Consider the following 20399-nt stretch of genomic DNA (forward strand, 5'->3'; position numbering starts at 1 on the left):
CTAGGTGATCACCCGATATTCCAAGCTCCGCCCGAGGCGCATGGTGCAACGACCGGGCAAATCTATCGGCCAGGATGTTGCGCACCTGCGTGTCACGAGGTCTTCCCATGACCGGGACGCCGTCGATCCAGAAGCTCTCTCTGTTCGCGTTGACCGCGATGGTGGTCGGCTCGATGGTCGGCTCGGGCATCTTCTCGCTGCCGAGAACCTTCGGCATCGCCACCGGTCCGTTCGGCGCCATCTTTGCCTGGTGCATTGCCGGTGGCGGCATGTACACCCTCGCACGGGTGTTCCAGACGCTGGCCGAGCGAAAGCCCGAGCTCGACGCCGGTGTCTACGCCTACGCCAAGGAGGGGTTCGGCGACTATCCCGGTTTCCTGTCAGCTTTCGGGTACTGGATCGGCAGCTGCATCGGCAACGTATCCTATTGGGTCCTGATCAAGTCGACGCTGGGCGCGTTCTTTCCGATCTTCGGGGACGGCAACACCGTGACCGCGATCATCGTCGCCTCGATCGGAATCTGGCTGTTCCACTTCATGATCCTGCGCGGGGTCCAGCAGGCGGCCGCAATCAACACCGTCGTCACCATCGCCAAGATCGTGCCGATCCTGGTTTTCATCGCTATCCTGGTCTTTGCATTCAAGGCAGACCTGTTTCGCGCGAATTTCTGGGGCGGCGAGGGCATGCCGGACAAGAGTCTGTTCGAGCAGATTCGTGCGACCATGCTGGTCACCGTGTTCGTCTTTCTCGGCATCGAGGGCGCCAGCGTCTATTCGCGCTACGCCAAGGAGCGCGCGCATGTCGGCGCTGCGACCATTCTCGGGTTTGCGATCGTGACGAGCCTCATGGTGCTCGTGACCATGCTGCCCTATGCCGTGCTTCCCCGCGCCGACATCGCCAACATGCGGCAGCCGTCGATGGCGACGGTGCTGGAGGCGGTCGTCGGGCATTGGGGCGCGATCTTCGTCAGCATTGGCCTTCTGGTTTCGGTGTTGGGAGCCTATCTCGCCTGGTCGCTGATCTGTGCCGAGGTGCTCTCCGCCGCCGGCCGGACCAAGGATATGCCGGCGCTGTTCGGCAGGGAAAATGCCAACAAGGTGCCGGCCGCGGCGCTCTGGCTCACCAATGTGATCGTTCAGCTCTTCGTCATCAGCACTTATTGGTCGCAGGATGCGTTCGCGCTGATGCTCAATCTGACGAGCGTGATGTCGCTGATTCCGTTCTTCCTGGTCGCGGCCTACGGGCTCTTGCTCGTCAGGAGGGGCGAGACCTATGAGAAGAGCGGCAGTGAGCACTCGCGTGACACGATCTTCGCCGGCATCGCCGTCATCTACACGCTGTTCCTGATCTATTCGGCCGGGATGAAGTTTCTGCTGCTGTCCTTGATCCTCTACGCGCCTGGCACCGCACTCTATTTCTGGGCGCGCCTGGAACAGAAGGCGAGGGTCTTCACGGCTGTCGAGTGGGGCATCTTCATCGCAGCCGCCATCGGCGCAGCTGTCGGAATCCACGGATTGGCCACCGGCTACATTACGATCTAGGCAGGACAACTCCCGGGAGAGCTCCCATGGCAAAGCAGGCATCGGACACGTCTAGTCCCTTTGGTGTCCATTCGGAGGTCGGGCAGCTGAGGAAGGTCCTGGTCTGCTCGCCTGGCCGCGCCCATCAGCGCCTCACGCCTTCCAATTGCGACACCCTGCTGTTCGATGATGTGCTGTGGGTCGATAACGCCAAGCGTGACCACTTCGACTTCATGCAGAAGATGCGCGACCGCGGTATCGAAGTCGTCGAGATGCACAATTTGCTGACCGAGACTGTCGCGATCCCCGAGGCCAGGAAGTGGATCCTCGACAACCAGGTCGTCCCCGACCAGGTCGGCCTCGGCCTGGTGGACGAGCTTCGCGGTTACCTCGAAAGTCTCAAGCCGCGCGATCTGGCCGAAACGCTGATCGGGGGCGTTTCGACCCATGACTTCCCGGACGCCCATGGCGGAGAGATGCTCAAGCTTGTCCGCGAGGCGGCGGGCATGACCGAGTATCTGCTGCCGCCGCTTCCCAATACGCTGTACACGCGCGACACGACCTGCTGGATCTATGGTGGTGTCACGCTCAATTCGCTCTACTGGCCCGCTCGGCACGAAGAACCGATCCTCGCGACCGCCATCTACAAGTTCCATCCGGATTTCGCCGGCAAGGTCAAGGTCTGGTGGGGCGATCCAACGCGGGACCACGGACTGGCGACGCTGGAAGGCGGCGACGTCATGCCGATCGGCAAGGGCAACGTCCTGATCGGCTTGAGCGAGCGGACCTCGCGGCAGGCGATCAGCCAGCTTGCCGCGGCCCTGTTCAAGGAGAAGGCGGCCGAGCGCGTGATCGTGGCCGCCATGCCCAAGCTCCGCGCCGCGATGCATCTCGACACGGTGTTCACCTTTGCCGATCGCGATTGCGTGCTGCTCTATCCTGACATCGTCAACAACATCACGGCCTTCTCCTACCGGCCAGCGGACAATGCGGCCGGCCTCGAACTGCGGAAGGACGAAAAGCCGTTCGTCGACGTCGTGGCTGAAGCCCTGGGCCTGAAGAAGCTGCGCGTGGTCGAGACCGGCGGCAACGCCTATATGCGCGAGCGGACGCAGTGGGATAGCGGCGCCAATCTTGTCTGCGCATCCCCGGGCGTGGTGTACGCCTATGATCGCAATACCTACACCAACACCTTGCTGCGCAAGGAAGGCATCGAGGTGATCACCATCGTCGGGGCCGAGCTGGGGCGGGGCCGGGGAGGCGGTCATTGCATGACCTGTCCGATCGTCCGGGATGCGGTGGATTACTAGAATCCAGTGGTCCGGCCGTGAGGCCCATTTGGCACGGTCGGGCGCCATCCGCCTTTTTCTTCGAGTGGACTTTGGGGCAACGCGACTGACCCGATCGGGCGCCGCGTGGATTTCTTCGACGTTTGTTCCGCAGCGTCGGGGGCGGCATCCCGCATTTTACGAAAAATAGCAATCTGCCAATTCAATCACCAGTCGCATATCCCGTCATGAACACGCCCGAATCTTTGCCCAATCTGTGGCGATTGCTGGTGGACGCAAAGGCTATCGAGGAACACCATGCGCGAGTCTAGAGTTCTCTTGCCGGTTTTTGGGTTGCTCGGGGCAAGCACTGCGTGGGCCGCGGATGTCGATCTCACCGAGTTCAAGGCGAGCAGTCCCGTACCGTATTACGCCGCTCCGTCGTGGAGCGTCGTCGGCTCCGTGACGCCGAACTTCACCGACAATGCCCTGTTCAGCCGGGACAACCGCAAGTCGGATTTCTATTATGAGCCCGACGTGAGCATCAGGCTGGATGGAAACCTCACAAATGACCTGACGTACCGGCTCTATGCACGCGCACAATATGATGCCTTTGCGACGGAGAAGGACGGCAACGCTGCGGTCGCTCGGATGGGAGCGCGGCTGACGGAGAATTGGGACGGCTGGCGCTTTTCCGCGATTTATGAGCACCGATATGATTTCGACGGCGTGTATCGCGATCTCGCCTTCACGTCGGACGACGTGATGGGCTCGGTGACGCGCGACGTCCACGTGAACAATGTGACACTGTCACCGCTGCTGCTCCTGACCTATCGCTTCTCCGACCTTGCGGAAGCCCGCCGCTGGCGCTTCGACGCGATGCTCGGCATCGAGGTCAAGCTCGATCCGCAGTGGGCGATCGTAAGCACCCCATTGATCGAAGCCTTCTGGTTCACCGATGGGCTGAACAGAGGTCGACAAGATCAGATCTACTCGGCGGACGTCGGCCTCAAGTATAATTTTGCCAGCAATGTATCGCTGACCACCAGTGTATTGTACGAGGCGCGAGCATCGAACGTTCAGGTGCGCCGATACAGGGATCTCAGGATCGGCCCCCGGCTTGACTTCGCTTTTTGAGGAATTTGCAAGATGTTCAGATCTGCGTGGATGTTGATGGGGGCCGTTGTCGGCTTGATGGGGGCGACGACCGTTGCGGCGGACCCGCGCGATTCCGTCGACCGAAGCCAGCGCCTGGATAGCGATGCACTCAGGGACGACGCAGGCGTCAACCGTCTGCGCGTTCCCTCCCATCCGTTGGTGATCGCGCCGCCGCCGCCGCAGACCGCGCCAAATGCGAAGGCAGGTAAGCTGAGAAGGTCCGGCGCGAGCGGCGACAAGAGCCGCTGACGCACTTCAGTATCTGTTGTGTCTCATTTGAGTTTCATAGCCGGAACGATCAGGCACAAACTGCATAGTCGACGCTTCCGGCTCTCATCTCACAGATTCGAGATTTTATTCTGGTGACTGTACTACCTCGTGGTGTGGTCGACCCAAAGGTGTATAGTGGCTCGACCGCATGGGCGCGCGTCTTCCGAGCCTGCATGGATACGCCGCCCGGCGGGGCAGGAAGGTGACTCTCGATCTGGAGCTCCAATATCTTGAGTTTCAACATCGGGCGTCACTCGAGAAGTGTGAGTGCGTACCTTGAAGCTACATGGCTCCCCAGCTCGCGAACCGAACCGAACCAGCGTCAAGGGGTGGCTGCCACTCGGTCCGGATGAAGCCAGCGACCGCCTCTACTGGATCTCCGCAACCGATCTGCTGTTCGCAGTCCGTCCTGTGCCCGGAGGCCGCTTCGTATATGAGGGGATCAATCCGGCGCTGGAGTCGCATCTCGGCGTCTCGTCGGAAGACATCCGGGAGACTGATGTCTCCGACTGCATGAGCCGTGACGATGCCAGGTCCGTCTGTGAAGCGCTTTGCGCCTGTTTAGCGGAAGGATCAGAGGTCAGAATTCGCCATCGCCTGGCATTTGGCGGCCAGCTGCGGAATATGGAGACGACCGTCGTTCCGGTCGTGGACCCCACGGCGGGCGGTGTGGTCCGGCTCATCGGCGGTCATCGCATCGCGCCCGGAAAAGCTTTCGAAAGCGTCACCGGAGTTATCGACGACGCCCATACGGGCTTCAATCTGGCGTCGATTCAGGAGGATATCCAGCAGCGCATCGCGTCCGATCTCCACGATTCGACGTGTCAGCATTTGATTGCTGCGAGTCTCGGTCTGATGCGGATAAGACTAAACCTCGGCGATCCGGCGGAGGCCGAGCGGCTCTGCGGCGAGATCGATACGTCGATTGATGAGGCACTCAGGGAGATCCGTGCCTTTGCCTATCTGCTGCACCCGCAGAACCTGACAATCGACGGGTTGAAGGCCACGATCGAGCAATACGCTGGCGGATTCGCGGCGCGCACCTCGTTGCGGGTCGTAACCCGAATCGTGGACGACGTCGATCGTCTGCCTCACGAGACGCAATGCTCGTTGCTGCGGGTGATCCAGGAAGCCCTCACGAACGTATTTCGCCATGCGAAAGCGACGGAAGTGAAGATCGTCGTTGACGCGACCGACAGCCATTTCCGCCTGACGATCAGCGACAACGGCCGCGGGCTTTGGGCCGACCGCGCCAAACAGGGTGCGAGGGCGATCTCGATTGGCGTTGGAATCCCGGCAATGAGAGCAAGACTCGAACAGATCGGAGGTTCGCTCGACATCAGCTCTGACCAGGCAGCGCCGCGCTCCGGCACGGTCCTTTGCGCGGCGTTTCCGCACGGTTTGACGACGAACAGGCGCAGCCGGCGAAAGGCCTCCACCGCCATCGGAGCCCACGCAGGCTCACCATGAGGGAAGAAGAACACGAATCGCCGGCGGCAGATGGAAGTAGCTCTGTTTTGCCCCGTTTCGAGCCGAGCCGCCGTGTCAACGACGTTGGAGTGCTCTGCCATGAAAAGCTTTCTTATCGCGGACGATCACGAGGCGGTGCGATCGGGCTTGCGCGCGGTGCTCGAGCAACGCGCTGACTGGGAGGTGGTCGCCGAGGCGAACGACGGCAGCAAGGCGCTGACCGCAGCAATCGAAAACCGGCCTCACGTCGCCATCGTCGACTTTTCCATGCCGCGAATGACGGGAGTGGAGTTTACGCGTCGGATCCGGGAATATCCGCTGCAGACGGAGGTCCTGATCTTCACCGTCCACAATTCCGGCCTCCTCGCCCAGCAGGCGTTCGAAGCCGGCGCACGGGCATTCCTGGCCAAATCGGACGCGAACAAATTGCTCTTGGCGGCCGTCGATTCACTCCTGGCGCACAAGCGGTTCTGTACCGAAAGCTGCCGGAATGATTTGAATGGCGGGCCGGGCGGCGATGCAGACGGGCATCGCGGGCTCACGCCACGCGAGCAGCTCGTCGTCAAACTGGTCGCCGAAGGTTATAGCAACAAAGGCATCAGCGCGATCCTGAATCTCAGCGTCAAGACCACCGAGGCGCATCGGGCGGCTGCGATGCGAAAGCTGGACGTGAATTCAACTGCAGGCCTCGTCAGGTACGCCGTCCGCGCAGGACTGCTCGAGGCATGACTGCAGTTGCGGCCTGGTCGATACATTCGCCGGGCCATCTCAGGGTTTTGCAGGATAACGCCTCGAACCGCCATGAGTATGATCGTTCGACTTTGCGGCCGCCGCTGATTTCGATCGATTGCGGGCGGAGAACGAGTATGAGGCCGTGAAACGCATCTTGATTGCGGATGATCATGAGGTCGTGCGTTCCGGACTTCGCGCGATCGTCGAACCGCGCCCCGACTGGATCGTTGTCGGGGAGGCGACCAATGGCGAGCAGGCCGTTGCATTGGCCCTGGAGACGAGGCCGGACATCGTGATCGTCGATTATTCGATGCCCCTCATGAACGGGCTGGAGGTCAGCCGCCGCCTCCGGTCGCACCGCCTGCGCACGGAGGTGCTGATCCTGACGATGCATGAGAACGAGGAACTGCTGACCGAGGCCATTCTGGCGGGCGTTCGTGGCTTCCTGTTCAAGTCGGATGCAAGGAAACACCTGATTTCAGCGATCGAGGCGCTGCTCGACCGCAGGCCGTACTTCACCAGCGTTCTGCTGGAGAAATTGCTCCACGACTATCAGGTCAACAAGCTGAATAAGCCGGATATGCTGCTGACCTCGCGCGAGCAGAGCGTGGTCCAGCTGATCGCAGAAGGTCACACCAACAGGTCCATAAGTGCCATTCTGAAGCTGAGCGTGAAGACCGTGGAGACCCATCGTGCGTCGGCAATGCGCAAGCTCGGGATGTCCTCGACGGCCGAACTGGTCCGCTATGCCATCCGCAAGAAACTGGTCGTACCCTGAGATACGCCGCCGTCGTCTTGATTCCGTCAAGCACCTCGGATGACAACGCTGCAGCGGGTCAATCCTTCAAAGCATAGGCGATGACGTAATCACCGCGCTTGGTACCGAACGAGCCGTGACCGCCGGCCGCGGTGACGACGTATTGCTTGCCGCCCGCCTCGTAGCTCATCGGTGTCGATTGGGCGCCGGCGGGCAGGCGGTCTTCCCAAAGCACCTTGCCGTCGCGCACGTCGTAGGCCCTTATCGTGTACTCGTAGGTCCCGGTGTAGAACGCGACCCCACCGGCGGTCGTGATCGGCCCACCCAGCATCGGCACGCCCATCTTGAAAGGCAAAGGCAGCGGCGTGGTATCCCGGATCGTGCCGTTGGGATGCTGCCAGACGATCTTCATCGTATTCAGATCGATCGCCGCCATCGAGCCCCATGGCGGCCGGTAGCACGGCACGGAGAGGGGCGAGAGGAAGCTCTGGATATCGACCCCGAACGGCGTGCCATACATCGGCTGCGTGCCGACCTCGCTACCGACAGGCTTCTCTGCCGTCGGCGCGGGCGGATTTTGCGGGCCGCGCGGAATGAGCCTTGAGGCGAAGGGCAGCGACATCGGATTGGCGATGGCGATCTGCCTCACCGGATCGATTGCGATGCCGCCCCATTCGAACATGCCGAGATTGCCTGGGAAGACGAGCGTACCCTGCAACGAGGGCGGCGTGAACGTGCCCTCGTAGCGCAGCCGGTGGAACATGATCCGGCACAGGAGCTGATCGAAGATCGTGCCGCCCCACATGTCAGCGCCGGTCAGCTTCGCCTCTGGGCGGAAGGTCAGCTCCGAGAACGGCTGCGTCGGCGCGGTGCGGTCGCCGGGGGCGGCGCCTTGCGGGACGGCGCGTTCCGGTGCCGGCACGATCAGCTCGCCGGTCCGTCGATCGAGCACGAAGATGTTGCCCACCTTGGTCGGCTGGATGATCGCGGGAACGACGCCCTTGGCCGTGGTCACATCGACGAGGCTCGGCTGCGAGGGGACGTCCATGTCCCAGAGGTCGTGATGCACCGTCTGGTACGACCAGACGCGCTTGCCGGTGTTGACATCGAGTGCGACGATCGAGCTGGAATAGCGCTCGACCAGTGCATTGCGATTGCCTCCCCAGATGTCCGGCCCGTTATTGCCGGTGGGGATGTAGACGAGGTTCAATTTCGGATCGAACGAGGCGGTGATCCACGAATTCGGCGAGCCGTTGGTGTAGTGACGGGTCGGCGACGGCAGCTCATTTTCATCCGCCGCGGCGGAGTCCCAGGCCCAAACCAGCTTGCCGGTGTAGACGTCGAAGCCTCGGATGACACCCGAGGGCACGTCGACCCCGTAATTGTCGATCACCGCGGCAGCGACGACCAATATCTTGTCGCTGACGACGGGCGGCGACGTCGGCTCGAAGAAGCCCGCCGTCTTGTTTCCCATGCCTTGCTGGAGGTCGAGGCTGCCATGGTCGCCAAAGCCCTCGCACAGCTTGCCACTGTCGGCATCGAGCGCGATCATGCGGCCGTCATTGACCGGAAGGAAAATCCGGCGAGGGCATTCGGCCGGCGCTGGAGCACCGCTGCTGTCGACGGCACCTCCAGCGGTTTCGTGGTAGGAGACCCCGCGGCAGGTCATGTGCTGGAACGTCTTGTTGAACACCAGCTTGGGATCGTACCGCCAGCGTTCCTTGCCGGTCCCGGCGTCGAGCGCGAACAGCACCTGATGCTGCGAGCAAAGATAAAGCGTGTCGCGGACCTTGATCGGCGTGACCTCGAAGGTCGTCTCGCCGGAATCCTGCGGTGTCGGCACGTCACCGGTGCGGAAGGTCCAGGCGACCTGGAGCTTGCCGACATTGTCGGGCGTGATCTGCTTCAGCGGTGAATAGCGCTGTCCGAATTGCGTGCGTCCATAGGCGCGCCAGTCGCCATCCGGCTGAGGATCTGCTTCGCTTTGCGGCACGGCCGACGCTTGCTCGGCGATCGTGCCGTTGACGTCGTGATAGCTGGACAGAAGAGCGATGACCAGGACGACGGAAGACGCAGCTACGCCGATCCAGAGTGGCAGCGTCGCGCTTCGGTACGATACCGGCTGGTCTCGCAACAGCCCGCGGACCATCACCGGCGTGAGCAGCCAGAGCGCCATCGGGACGACGATGTCGCCGCGCGATGCGAGCGGCCACCAGTCGAACTGCACTTCCGAGATGGCCCACGCCAACGTGCCGACCAGCACGATCGCATACAGCCAAAGCGCCTGATGGCGCTGCGCCAGCAACAGCGCGGCCGTCGCGACGATCCCGACACCGAGAACAACATAGAAGATGGATCCGCCTAGCGCGGCGAGCCAGAGGCCGCCCCCTGCGAGCACCAGACCGATCAGGGCATAGACGACACCCGTGATGAAAACTGCCCTGGATCGCTGCATGGCTGCTCCGGCGAGGCAAGAAGATCGAGCACGTCCGGTGCAAACGCAGCAGACGGCGCTGAGTTGCAGTCACTGTGGTCCAGTCAACCAAAGCTGGCAACCTTCAACTGCTGCGTCGATGCAACATCCGGGGGCAAAACTTGCGATCTGATGTGATAAGTCGTTGTTCGGAATTGCGCGCTCGTTGAATACGATCATTGTTGCGCGTCGCGTCCTCAGGACTCGCACCACCCCGGGAACCGCATCCGTCATGTATCTGGGCATCGATCTCGGCACCTCCGCAGTCAAGACCGTTCTCGTCGATGGCGCCCAGCGCGTGATTGCGAGCCAGAGCCGGGCATTGACGATCGCCTCGCCGCATCAAGGCTTTTATGAGCAGGATCAAGCACAGTGGATCGAGGCGACCTTTGCAACGCTCAACGCCTTGAAGGCCTCGCATGGGGTTGAGCTGGCGGCGGTCGAAGGTATCGGGCTGTCAGGCCAGATGCATGGCCCGACGCTGCTCGATGCGGACGATAAGCCATTGCGGCCCTGCATTCTCTGGAACGACGGACGCTCCGCCGCGGAGTGTCGCATCCTGGAGCAGCGCTGGCCCGCCTTGCGCGCGATAACGGGCAATAAGGCGATGCCCGGCTTCGCGGCGCCAAAACTGCTCTGGATCGCAAGGCACGAGCCCGAGATCTTTGCGGCGACGAGCCGCATCCTGTTGCCGAAAGCCTATCTGCGCCTCGTTCTATCGGGCGAAGCAGTCGAGGACGTCTCGGATGCATCGGGATCGCTCTGGCTCGACGCGGCGCGCCGGGACTGGTCGGATGCGGCACTGGCCGCGACCGGCCTGTCGCGCGCACACATGCCGCGTCTGGTCGAGGGGTGCGCGCCGGCGGCCACATTGCGCAAGGAGCTTGCGCAGCGTTGGGGCATGGTTCGCCGGCCGATGATCGCGGGCGGCGCCGGCGACAATCCGGCCGGCGCCATCGGCATCGGCGCGATCAGTCCCGGAACTGCGTTCATATCGCTGGGAACGTCAGGCGCCTTGCTGGCGCCATCAGACCATATTGCGGCGAACCCGGACCGCGTGGTCCATACCTTCTGCCACGCGATCCCGGGCATGTGGATTCAGGCCGGCGCCATCCTCTCGGCGGCGTCGTGCCTTGCCTGGGCTGCACGCCTGTTCGGCGTCCCCGAAGCCGAACTTCTGGCGCCGTTGGGGGCGCGCCCGCAGGCGCCGTCTCCCGTGAGCTTCCTGCCATATCTTGCGGGCGAGCGGACGCCGCATGATGATCCCGTCGTGCGCGGCATGCTCGATGGCTTGAGCCACGGCACCGACCGCACGGCGATCGTGCAGGCCGTGCTGGAGGGGGTTGCTTTCGCGCTGGCCGATTGCCGGGACGCGCTTGGCGATGCCGGCATTGCAGTGACGGAAGCTGATGTCATCGGCGGCGGTTCGCGGTCCCGATTCTGGCTGTCGGTGCTGGCAGACGTTTTGAACGTTCCGATCCATCGTTTTGCCGACGGCGAAACCGGCGCAGCGTTCGGTGCGGCGAGATTGGGGCGGCTTGCTGTCACCGGCGAGGCAATCGACGCCGTCTGCACGCCACCGCAACGCGTCGAGACCTTCGAGCCGGACCGGGCCGTGGCGGAGGCCTATGCAGAGCGGCTTCCCGCCTGGCGCCATTTGTATCGGCCGGGCCACTAGTACCGCTTTGGTTGCGCATTTCTCCCTGTTCGCTGTTGCCCTGTGCGATCGGCTTTTGTTTAATGGGCGAACCGCGCTCGATACGAAACGCGGACAGAAAATGCATTGTGCGCCGGGAGGCACGATGAACGAGCCAATCCTCGAGATGCGAGGAGTGTCAAAATCCTTCTTCGGCATCAAGGCGCTGCGTGCGGTTGACCTAACCGTCTATGCCGGTGAGGTTCATGCCTTGATGGGCGAGAACGGCGCGGGCAAATCGACCCTGATGAAGATCCTGTCGGGGGCCTACCGGCCTGATCCCGGCGGGGAGATCCGCATCGAGGGCAAGCAGGTGCGGATCGAAGGTCCGCTCGGCGGTCGTGCCGCGGGCATTTCGATCATCTACCAGGAACTATCTTTGGCCCCCAATCTGACCGTTGCGGAGAATATTTATCTCGGCCGCGAGATGTCGCGTTCAGGTTTGCTGGCGCGCGGCACCATGCGCGAGGGCGTTGGGCCGATTCTGGAGCGGCTGGGAGCTGACTTCCAGCCGTCGACCTTGGTGGCACATCTTTCCATGGGCCAGCGCCAGCTCGTCGAGATCGCGCGTGCACTGCACGCGCGCTCGAAAATCCTGATCATGGACGAGCCGACCACGGCGCTGTCCGCCGGCGAGAGCGAGCGGCTGTTCGCCCTGATCCGTCAGCTCCGCGCCGAAGGGCTTGCCATCATCTATATCTCGCATCGTATGGACGAGGTTTACGCGCTGGGGGACCGCGTCACCGTGCTGCGCGACGGCCGCCTGGTCGGCTCGCTGGACAAGCAGGACATCCGCGCCGAAGCCATCGTCCGCATGATGGTCGGACGCGATGTCTCATCCTTCTACAAAAAGGATCACGATCCCGAGGCCGGGAAGGGGCACCCGGTGCTTACGGCAACCGACATGGCGGACGGGCAACGCGTCAAGGGCTGCTCGCTCACCGTGCATGCGGGCGAGGTGGTGGGGCTTGCCGGACTGATCGGCGCCGGCCGCACCGAGCTTGCGCATCTCATCGTTGGCGCAGCACCGAAGACATCAGGCCGTCTCGAACTTGAAGGCCAGCCAATCGACATCCGCACGCCCGGCGAGGCGCTCGAGGCCGGCATCGCCTACCTGACCGAGGATCGGAAGGCGCTTGGCCTGTTCCTCGACATGTCGTGCCTGGACAACATCAATCTCGCCGTGATCGGACGCGATGCCAAGCTCGGCTGGTTCCTGGATCGCGACAAGGCGCGCGAGCGCGCCGACAGGGCGTTTGCGGGGCTCAGTATCCGTGCCGCCAACGCCGGCGTGCCCGCAGGAGGCCTGTCCGGCGGCAACCAGCAAAAGGTGTTGTTGTCACGGTTGCTCGCCATTGCGCCAAAGGTGCTGATCCTCGACGAGCCGACGCGCGGCGTTGACGTCGGCGCCAAGTCGGAGATCTATTCCATCATCGACAATCTCGCCAAGGCCGGCACCGCGATTCTCGTCATCTCGTCCGATCTGCCTGAAATCATCGGTATCTGCGACCGCGTCCTGGTGATGCGGTCGGGGCATATCGCAGGCGAGGTCCGGCGCACCGAGACGGCGCCCTTGACTCAAGAAGACATCATGGCCCTCGCCACGGGGACGGAGCATCTCGATGCCTGACAATGGATCGACGCCGGCGAAGGCCGCGACGACGAACGGCCCCGCCGCTGCCGAGGCGACGAAGCGCCAACGCGTCAGGCTCCTGATCCGCGCGGCCGGCATGCTGCCGGTGCTGCTGCTGCTTTGCATCGGCTTCCACTACCTGTCGGACGGCCGTTTCTTCACCGGACAAAATCTCGGCATCGTTCTGCAGCAGGCTGCCGTCAACACCGTGCTCGCCGCGGGCATGACCTTCGTCATCCTCACCGGTGGCATCGATCTCTCGGTCGGCTCGATCCTGGCAGCCTCCGCGATGGCGGGCCTGACGATCTCCAAACTGCCCGAACTGGGCGCGCTTTGGCTGCCGGTCGCCGTGATCACCGGTCTTGGCTTCGGCATCGTCAATGGCGCGCTGATCGCGCTCTTGCGCCTGCCGCCCTTCATCGTCACGCTGGGCTCACTCACTGCCGTGCGCGGACTGGCGCGCCTGCTCGGCGCCGACACCACGGTGTTCAATCCGTCGATTCCCTATGCCTTCATCGGCAACGGCTCGCTTACGTTGATTCCCGGCGTGGCCTCGATTCCCTGGCTGTCGGTCATTGCGCTGCTCGTCATTTTCGTTTCGTGGGTGGTGCTGCGCCGGACCGTGCTCGGCGTGCACATCTACGCGGTCGGCGGCAATGAGAGCGCCGCGCGGCTTGCCGGCATCAAGGTCTGGGCCGTGCTGACCTTCGTCTATGGCGTATCCGGACTTTTCGCAGGCCTCGGCGGCGCCATGCAGGCGGCGCGGCTCTATGCCGCCAACGGCCTGCAGCTCGGACAAAGCTACGAGCTCGACGCCATCACCGCGGTCATCCTCGGCGGCACGTCTTTCGTCGGCGGCATCGGTTCGATCTGGGGGACGCTGGTCGGCGCGTTGATCATCGCGGTGCTCTCGAACGGCCTGATCCTCGTCGGCGTCTCCGACATCTGGCAATATGTGATCAAGGGCCTGGTGATCATCGGCGCCGTCGCGCTGGATCGCTATCGGTTGCAAGGCTCGGCCAGGACCTGAACGTTCTGCGCGCGTCCGAGCGCGCGGTGTGAAATTCGGTTGCGGCAACTGGTCTGCCGTACCGTCTTTGAAGACAGACCAGGGAGGAAGACAATGTTGAAGACGACCATGCTCGCCGGCGCCGCGATGGCGCTTGCCCTGACCATCGCTCCGGCCTCCGCCAAGGAGCTCAAATCGATCGGCGTCTCGCTGGGCTCGATGGGCAATCCGTTCTTCGTCGCGCTGTCGAAGGGCGCCGAATTCGAGGCCAAGAAGACCAATCCCAATGTGAAGATCACCACCGTCGGCTTCGAATATGACCTCGGCAAGCAGGTCACCCAGATCGACAACTTCATCGCCGCCGGCGTCGACCTGATCCTGCTCAACCCCGGCGATCCCAAGGCGATTGGACCTGCGATCAAGAAGGCGCAGGCGGCGGGCATCGTGGTGGTCGCGGTCGATACTGCGGCCGAAGGCGCCGACGCCACCGTGACGACCAACAACGTCCAGGCCGGCGAGATTTCCTGCCAGTACATCGTCGACAAGCTGGGCGGCAAGGGCGACGTCATCATCGAGAACGGGCCGCAGGTCTCGGCGGTGATCGACCGCGTCACCGGCTGCAAGAACGTGTTCGGCAAGAATGCCGGCATCAAGGTGCTGTCGAGCGATCAGGATGGCAAAGGCTCGCGCGAGGGCGGCCTGACCGTCGCGCAAGGCTATCTGACCCGCTTCCCCAAGATCGACGCCATCTTCGCCATCAATGATCCGCAGGCGATCGGCACCGACCTTGCGGCGAAACAGCAAAACCGCAGCGGCATCATCATCACCTCGGTCGACGGCGCGCCCGACATCGAGGCCTCGCTCAAGGATGCCGGCTCGCCCCAGATCCAGGCGTCGGCATCGCAGGACCCGTTCTTCATGGCGCGGCGCGCGGTGCAGATCGGTGTCGGCATCCTCAATGGGAAGAAGCCGGCCTCGACCGTCGAGCTGCTGCCCTCGAAGCTCGTGACCCGCGACAATATCAAGGATTACAAGGGCTGGACCTCGGACCGCTCGCAATAGAGCGCCCCTGCATTGGGCGGCGACCTCTTGCGGGGGCGTCGCCCATCTATCTTCGCGCGACGGCGCATTTCAGCGCCAACGGCGCGGCGGCTGCGCGAGCGGCGCAAGGCGTCCCTGTCAACGGCCGACCACGGCCTCGGCCTTGCGACTGGAATCCTCGGAAAGAGAACGGTTTAGCGCCATAGTGGGTTGACCCCGGCGAGCGATATGTCAGAGAAGGACGGGTTTTCGGCGGCCGCTGGAAGCAGGTCCAGTCAGGGCATTTTGGGACATCGCGAATGGCAAGCGCGCCGTTTGAGCTGAAGGGCAAGAGCGTCTACGTCGCCGGCCATCGCGGCATGGTGGGCAGCGCGATCGTGCGTCGGCTGGCGCGGGAGAATGTCAATCTCGTCACCGTCGACCGGCGCGAGGTCGATCTCTGCAACCAGGCGGCCGTGTTCGACTGGTTCGCCCGCGTGCGGCCGCAGGTGATTTTTCTCGCCGCGGCCAAGGTGGGCGGCATCGTCGCCAACAACACGCTGCGCGCCGAGTTCATCTACGACAACATCGCGATCGCCGCGAACGTGATCCAGGCCGCGCATCAAAACGGCGCCGAGAAGCTGATGTTCCTCGGCTCGTCCTGCATCTATCCCAAGCTGGCGCCGCAGCCGCTGCGCGAGGATGCCGTCCTCACCGGTCCGCTGGAGCCGACCAACGAGCCCTATGCGATCGCCAAGATCGCCGGCATCAAGATGGCGGAGGCCTATCGCAGCCAGTACGGCAGCGACTTCATCAACGTGATGCCGACCAACCTCTACGGCCCCGGCGACAATTATCATCCCGAATTGAGCCACGTCGTGGCAGCCCTGATCCGCCGCTTCCACGAGGCGAAAGAGTCCGGCGCAAAGAGCGTCGTCGTCTGGGGCACCGGGACGCCGCGGCGCGAGTTCCTCTATGTCGACGACATGGCGGATGCCTGCGTGCATCTGATGAAGAATTATTCCGGCAGCGACCTCATCAATATCGGCACCGGCGAGGACGTCGCCATCGCCGAGTTCGCGCGCGTGGTCGCCGGGACCGTCGGCTACCGCGGCGAGATTTCTTTCGACACCTCGCGCCCCGACGGCACGCCGCGCAAGCTGCTGGATGTCAGCAGGCTCGACAAGCTCGGCTGGCGCGCGACGACGCCGCTTCACGACGGCTTGAAGCGCGCCTACGAGGCATATCAGGCGACCCTGCTGGTTCCGGCGCAGCCGTAGGAACCATCATCGCAAGCACGAGTTGGCGGCACGGGCAGGGCGACATGCGAGACTTACCGTGCAAGACATCGTGCGCGTGCGCTCGACAGCGCAGATCGCCGGCCATCCCATTCATCCGATGCTGGTGCCGATCCCGATCGTCTGCTTCATCGGCGCGTTGCTGACCGATGTCGCCTATCTCGTCTCCGCCGAGATGATGTGGGCGGATTTCTCCGCCTGGCTTCTGCTCGCCGGTGTCATCTTCGGTGTGCTGGCCGCGATCGCAGGCCTGACCGATTTCCTCGGCAATCGCCTGGTGCGTGCGCAGGCGCCGGCCTGGCCGCATCTGATCGGCAATGCCGTGGCGATGATCCTCGCGATCATCAATCTGCTGATTCATACACGTGATGCCTGGACCTCGGTGTGGCCCTGGGGCCTGGTTCTGTCGGTGCTCACCGTGCTGATCCTGCCCGTCACCGGCTGGCTCGGCTGGGCCATGGTGTATCGCCACGGTGTGGGAGTTGCGCGATGATGTCTTTTGCCATGCGCGCGCTGTTGTGTGCCTCGCTCCTCGCTGTTCTCGCCGGCTGTAATGACGGCAGCGGCGATCCGAAGGCGCAGATCGGCGCCAATCCCGTCCTGCCCGAGATTCAGCAATATCTGCTGCCGCCGATGCACATCGCCCGCATCATCGGCTGGAAGAAGGACGAGACGCCTGATGTTGCGCAGGGCCTGCAGGCCAAGGCGTTCGCGACCGGCCTGCAGCATCCGCGCTCGATCTATGTGCTTCCTAACGGCGACGTGCTGGTGGTGGAATCCAAGGCGCCGAAGGCCGCCGCGATCAAACGGCCCAAGGAAATCGTGATGGGCTACATCGAGTCCTGGGCGACCTCGGGCGGCGACACGGGCGAGAGCAACCGCATCACGCTGCTGCGCGACACCAACGGCGACGGCGTGCCGGATACGCAGAGCGTCTTCCTCGACCATCTCAACTCGCCGTTCGGCGTCGCCCTGGTCGGCAACGATCTCTATGTCGCCAACACCGACGCGATCGTGAAATATCCCTACACCGAAGGCGACACCAAGATCACCAAGCCCGGCACGGTGCTGACGCCGCTGCCGGGCGGCCCGATCGATCACCACTGGACCAAAAGCCTCGTGGCGAGCCCCGACGGTTCGAAGCTCTATGTCGGCGTCGGCTCCAACAGCAACATCACCGAGAACGGCATGGAGGCCGAGCACAATCGCGCCGATATCCTCGAGGTCGAGCGCGCCAGCGGCCGCTGGCGGATTTTTGCGAGCGGCCTGCGTAATCCGAATGGTCTCAGCTTCGAGCCGCAGACCCACGCGCTGTGGACCGTGGTGAACGAGCGCGACGAGCTCGGCCCCGATCTCGTGCCTGATTACATGACCTCGGTGAAGGACGGCGCCTTCTATGGCTGGCCCTACAGCTATTACGGCCAGCACGTCGATCCCCGCGTCAAGCCGCAGCGGCCGGATCTCGTGGAAAAGGCGATCGTGCCCGATTATGCGCTGAGCTCGCATGTCGCACCGCTCGGACTCGCTTTCTCCACCGGCAGCAGCTTGCCGGATGCCTATCGAGGCGGCGCTTTTGTCGGCGAGCACGGCAGTTGGAATCGGCAGGTGCTGAACGGCTACAAGGTCGTCTACGTGCCGTTCACGGACGGCAGGCCGAGCGGGCCGGCACAGGACGTCGTCACCGGCTTTCTCACCAGCGACAACCAGGCGCGCGGCCGTCCCGTCGGCGTCGCCCTCGACAAGACAGGCGCGCTGCTGGTCGCCGACGACAGCGGCAACACGGTGTGGCGGGTGACGGCGGCGCATCCTCAAGTGACGCAAAGATAGGCAAGCCGCGCAGCGATAGGAGAGGGATGATGGGCCTTGCCCAATATGCGATCGTACCGGTCCAGGACGAATGGGGCGTGCTGCATGACGGCAACGTCAAGAGCAGATACGCCACGAAGGAAGCCGCGTTCGAGTCGGCCGTCGCGGCAGCATCCCTGGCGCTACGTGAGGGCCACGAAGTCCATGTCAGCGTGCCCGGCCGCGAAGCGGGCGAGAACGCGCTCGGAATCTAACCGCTTCAAACGATCAGTCGGCCGCGCCGCTTGGCGATTCCGATTGTGACCTCGGCACCCGCGTTGAAATCGATGCGGTCGGCTTCGACGCCGTCGCTGAAGATCACACCATTCTCGGCCATCAGCGAACGGATGCGCAATTGCTGCTCGGATGCGAGCCGGCCATAGACGAGACTGGTCTCTGAGTGCCGGCTCGGGAAGGGCTCGCGAACGGCAAAACGCAGCTCGGCTGCGTCCCAGGGCAGGGCGTCGTAGCCAGTCAGAGCAGGGGGCTGGCCAAAGCTGCCGGCGATTGCAAGCGAGCCGGTGACGATGCTCTTGAACCAGGCGGTCGATCCGAGTCCGGTCGAGACGATGAGCCCGCTCGAGGATTGCCGCTCCGTCGTCCCGCCGGCCGCGATCTCGTAGATCGCCGAGACATGCGTGCGCGCGCCGATGAAGAGATCGTTCACGGCATAGAGCACCTGGCCGTCGCTGAGCCGCGCCTCCGCCATCGTCACGGCCCGGCTGTCGCGCTTCTCAGCGGCGACATCAGGCAGCAGCTTTGCAAGGTCGCGCGGCGCGAAGGGCAGCAGGATGCCGTCGTAGCGCGCGGGATCCGGGTTGAGGCCAACAAGCGGATGGCCGTCGAGATATTTCATCGTGTTGGCGACGACGCCGTCCTGGCCGAGTGCGACGACGATGTCCTCAGGGGCGAAGATGAAGTTGGGAAGGAAAGCGCGCTCGATCATTTGATAGCGTCCCCATTGCTCGAGCACCCGAACCGTCGCGTGCCTTTGCGTCTGGTAGATCTCGTGCTCGCGCTCATAGTCGGAGAAGTCGGCGCCGAGATGCTCGACATAGAAGCGCGCCTGCGCCGCCGTCTGGTAACGCGCGACAAGGTCTTCCAGCCTGGTCTTGCGCGTCACCAGCACGATCTTGCGGTCATTGGCGGCGGGCATTGGCGGCCTCCGGCTTCGGCTTCTCGATCAGCTGGCTGAGCAGGTCCGGCGAGACGTTGAGCTGGCCGATCTTCTCGGCCTTCTCGGCAATGCCGGAGAAGGCCTGCGCGATCAGCTGGCCCGGCTGCATGCCTGATGCGGCGAGTGCCTGGATCACGCGGGTGTCGACACCCTCGAAGATCTTCATCAGTGCGCCGACGCGGTAGGCCTCGGCATCGGCCAGCGTGCGGGTGTTCTCGGCATTGAGGCCGACGAAATCCTTGCGCTTGCCTTCCAGCACGATGTCCGCGGCCATGCCGGCCTCGCGCAGCTCGTTGCGTTTGGCGGCAACGCTCGCCTCGGCGTCCATCTGGGTCTCGCGGATCGAGCGCTTCTTCTGCTCGACCGCGATTTCGGTGTCGAGCTCGCTCTCGCGGATGGCGCGCTCCTGCTCGACGGCGAAATTGCGCCGGGCGAAGATCGCTTCGTCCGCGTTCTTCAGGATCGCTTCGCGTGCCTGCGCCTCCAGCGCCTTTGCCGTATCGGGCGTCGGCTTGATGCCGCGGATCGAGACGCCCAGGATTTCGAGGCCAAGCGCTTCGATGTCGGCGCGCTCCCGCAATCCGTCAGCGATGATCTCGGCTATGCGATCGGAAGCCTGCAGTGCATCCTTCAATGTCAGCTCCTTGATCGCCTGCTGCGCCAGCACCTCGACCGTGCCGAGAATGCGCTCCGGCAGCTTCTCGGGATCCTCGCTCTCATAGGTCTTGCCGTCGGGCTTCACGGTGAAGTTGAGCATCGACGCCGCCTTCCGGGGCTCGCTGACGCGATAGGTGACATGGCCCTGCACGGTCAGGGTCTGAAAGTCGCGCGCGATCTGCTGAAAGATGAAGGAGGCGTCGCGGCTGCCGACGGGCACGGCGACGAGCGTGGTCACCGGCGCATAGTAGAACGCGGAAAGGCCGGTGCCCTCGGCGACGACGGCGCCGGCGCGGTACTTCATCAAATAGGTGGTGGGCTGGGCCTTGATAAATCGGATGCCGAACATGGCTGTCTCCAACGGTTGGCTATAAGTTGGTCTGAGCAACTAAGTAAGTTGGACTGTACAACTAACT

At 63.4% G+C, this 20399-nt stretch carries 18 protein-coding genes; 15 read left to right on the forward strand and 3 right to left on the reverse strand.

What is annotated here, in order from left to right; genetic code table 11:
• Positions 1-107 precede the first annotated feature (107 nt).
• The 7 genes from XH91_RS14095 (at position 108) to XH91_RS14125 (ending at position 7196) form a co-directional block, all read left to right on the forward strand.
• Positions 108-1541 carry a basic amino acid/polyamine antiporter gene (locus tag XH91_RS14095; protein ID WP_128951154.1) on the forward strand — a complete coding sequence of 478 codons (1434 nt, stop codon included), beginning with the start codon at positions 108-110 and terminating at the stop codon, positions 1539-1541.
• Positions 1542-1567: 26 nt separating this feature from the next.
• On the forward strand, positions 1568-2830 hold the full coding sequence (arcA, locus tag XH91_RS14100; protein WP_128951155.1) for an arginine deiminase: 1263 nt from the start codon (positions 1568-1570) through the stop codon (positions 2828-2830).
• Between the two features lie 276 nt (positions 2831-3106).
• A complete protein-coding gene (locus XH91_RS14105) occupies positions 3107-3925 on the forward strand; it encodes an outer membrane beta-barrel protein (protein ID WP_128951156.1) in 819 nt (272 codons plus the stop codon).
• A gap of 12 nt (positions 3926-3937) precedes the next feature.
• Positions 3938-4195 (forward strand): hypothetical protein, encoded by a 258-nt coding sequence (locus XH91_RS14110; protein ID WP_128951157.1) that lies wholly within the window; start codon positions 3938-3940, stop codon positions 4193-4195.
• A 288-nt stretch (positions 4196-4483) separates the two neighbouring features.
• Complete coding sequence (locus XH91_RS14115; protein ID WP_245477331.1) at positions 4484-5686, forward strand: PAS domain-containing sensor histidine kinase; 1203 nt, start codon at positions 4484-4486, stop codon at positions 5684-5686.
• A gap of 99 nt (positions 5687-5785) precedes the next feature.
• Positions 5786-6415 carry a response regulator gene (locus tag XH91_RS14120; RefSeq protein ID WP_164934191.1) on the forward strand — a complete coding sequence of 210 codons (630 nt, stop codon included), beginning with the start codon at positions 5786-5788 and terminating at the stop codon, positions 6413-6415.
• 145 nt (positions 6416-6560) lie between these two features.
• On the forward strand, positions 6561-7196 hold the full coding sequence (locus tag XH91_RS14125; RefSeq protein ID WP_128954846.1) for a response regulator: 636 nt from the start codon (positions 6561-6563) through the stop codon (positions 7194-7196).
• A gap of 58 nt (positions 7197-7254) precedes the next feature.
• On the opposite strand, the gene XH91_RS14130 is transcribed toward XH91_RS14125, so the two are convergent.
• Positions 7255-9630 carry a glucose/quinate/shikimate family membrane-bound PQQ-dependent dehydrogenase gene (locus XH91_RS14130; protein ID WP_128951159.1) on the reverse strand — a complete coding sequence of 792 codons (2376 nt, stop codon included), beginning with the start codon at positions 9628-9630 and terminating at the stop codon, positions 7255-7257.
• 250 nt (positions 9631-9880) lie between these two features.
• On the opposite strand from XH91_RS14130, the gene xylB reads away from it, so the two are divergent.
• The 8 genes from xylB to XH91_RS14170 all read left to right on the forward strand — a co-directional run bounded on the left by xylB (position 9881) and on the right by XH91_RS14170 (position 18364).
• Positions 9881-11326 (forward strand): xylulokinase, encoded by a 1446-nt coding sequence (gene xylB / locus XH91_RS14135; RefSeq protein WP_128951160.1) that lies wholly within the window; start codon positions 9881-9883, stop codon positions 11324-11326.
• A 124-nt stretch (positions 11327-11450) separates the two neighbouring features.
• Positions 11451-12974, forward strand: a complete 1524-nt coding sequence (locus XH91_RS14140) for a sugar ABC transporter ATP-binding protein (RefSeq protein WP_128951161.1) — start codon at positions 11451-11453, stop codon at positions 12972-12974.
• Positions 12967-14007, forward strand: coding sequence for an ABC transporter permease subunit (locus XH91_RS14145; RefSeq protein WP_128951162.1), 1041 nt, complete (start codon positions 12967-12969; stop codon positions 14005-14007). Before XH91_RS14140 ends, XH91_RS14145 begins: the two co-directional genes overlap by 8 nt.
• A 93-nt stretch (positions 14008-14100) precedes the next feature.
• Positions 14101-15048: an ABC transporter substrate-binding protein gene (locus XH91_RS14150; RefSeq protein ID WP_128951163.1), complete on the forward strand. Its 948-nt coding sequence runs from the start codon at positions 14101-14103 to the stop codon at positions 15046-15048.
• A gap of 278 nt (positions 15049-15326) precedes the next feature.
• Positions 15327-16286 (forward strand): GDP-L-fucose synthase, encoded by a 960-nt coding sequence (gene fcl / locus XH91_RS14155; protein WP_128951164.1) that lies wholly within the window; start codon positions 15327-15329, stop codon positions 16284-16286.
• 58 nt (positions 16287-16344) lie between these two features.
• The gene (locus XH91_RS14160) at positions 16345-16797 is read left to right on the forward strand and encodes a DUF2231 domain-containing protein (RefSeq protein WP_128951165.1); all 453 of its coding nucleotides are present in this window, start codon (positions 16345-16347) and stop codon (positions 16795-16797) included.
• Entirely contained in the window at positions 16794-18131 is a 1338-nt protein-coding gene (locus XH91_RS14165; RefSeq protein WP_128951166.1) for a PQQ-dependent sugar dehydrogenase, read from the forward strand. The genes XH91_RS14160 and XH91_RS14165 overlap by 4 nt, the downstream gene beginning before the upstream one ends.
• A 29-nt stretch (positions 18132-18160) precedes the next feature.
• Positions 18161-18364: a hypothetical protein gene (locus XH91_RS14170; RefSeq protein ID WP_128951167.1), complete on the forward strand. Its 204-nt coding sequence runs from the start codon at positions 18161-18163 to the stop codon at positions 18362-18364.
• Between the two features lie 5 nt (positions 18365-18369).
• On the opposite strand, the gene XH91_RS14175 is transcribed toward XH91_RS14170, so the two are convergent.
• Complete coding sequence (locus XH91_RS14175) at positions 18370-19305, reverse strand: diacylglycerol kinase catalytic domain-containing protein (RefSeq protein ID WP_128951168.1); 936 nt, start codon at positions 19303-19305, stop codon at positions 18370-18372.
• Complete coding sequence (locus XH91_RS14180) at positions 19289-20332, reverse strand: SPFH domain-containing protein (RefSeq protein WP_128951169.1); 1044 nt, start codon at positions 20330-20332, stop codon at positions 19289-19291. Before XH91_RS14180 ends, XH91_RS14175 begins: the two co-directional genes overlap by 17 nt.
• Between the last annotated feature and the right edge of the window lie 67 nt (positions 20333-20399).

The organism is Bradyrhizobium guangzhouense (genome assembly GCF_004114955.1).
Lineage (GTDB): Bacteria > Pseudomonadota > Alphaproteobacteria > Rhizobiales > Xanthobacteraceae > Bradyrhizobium > Bradyrhizobium guangzhouense.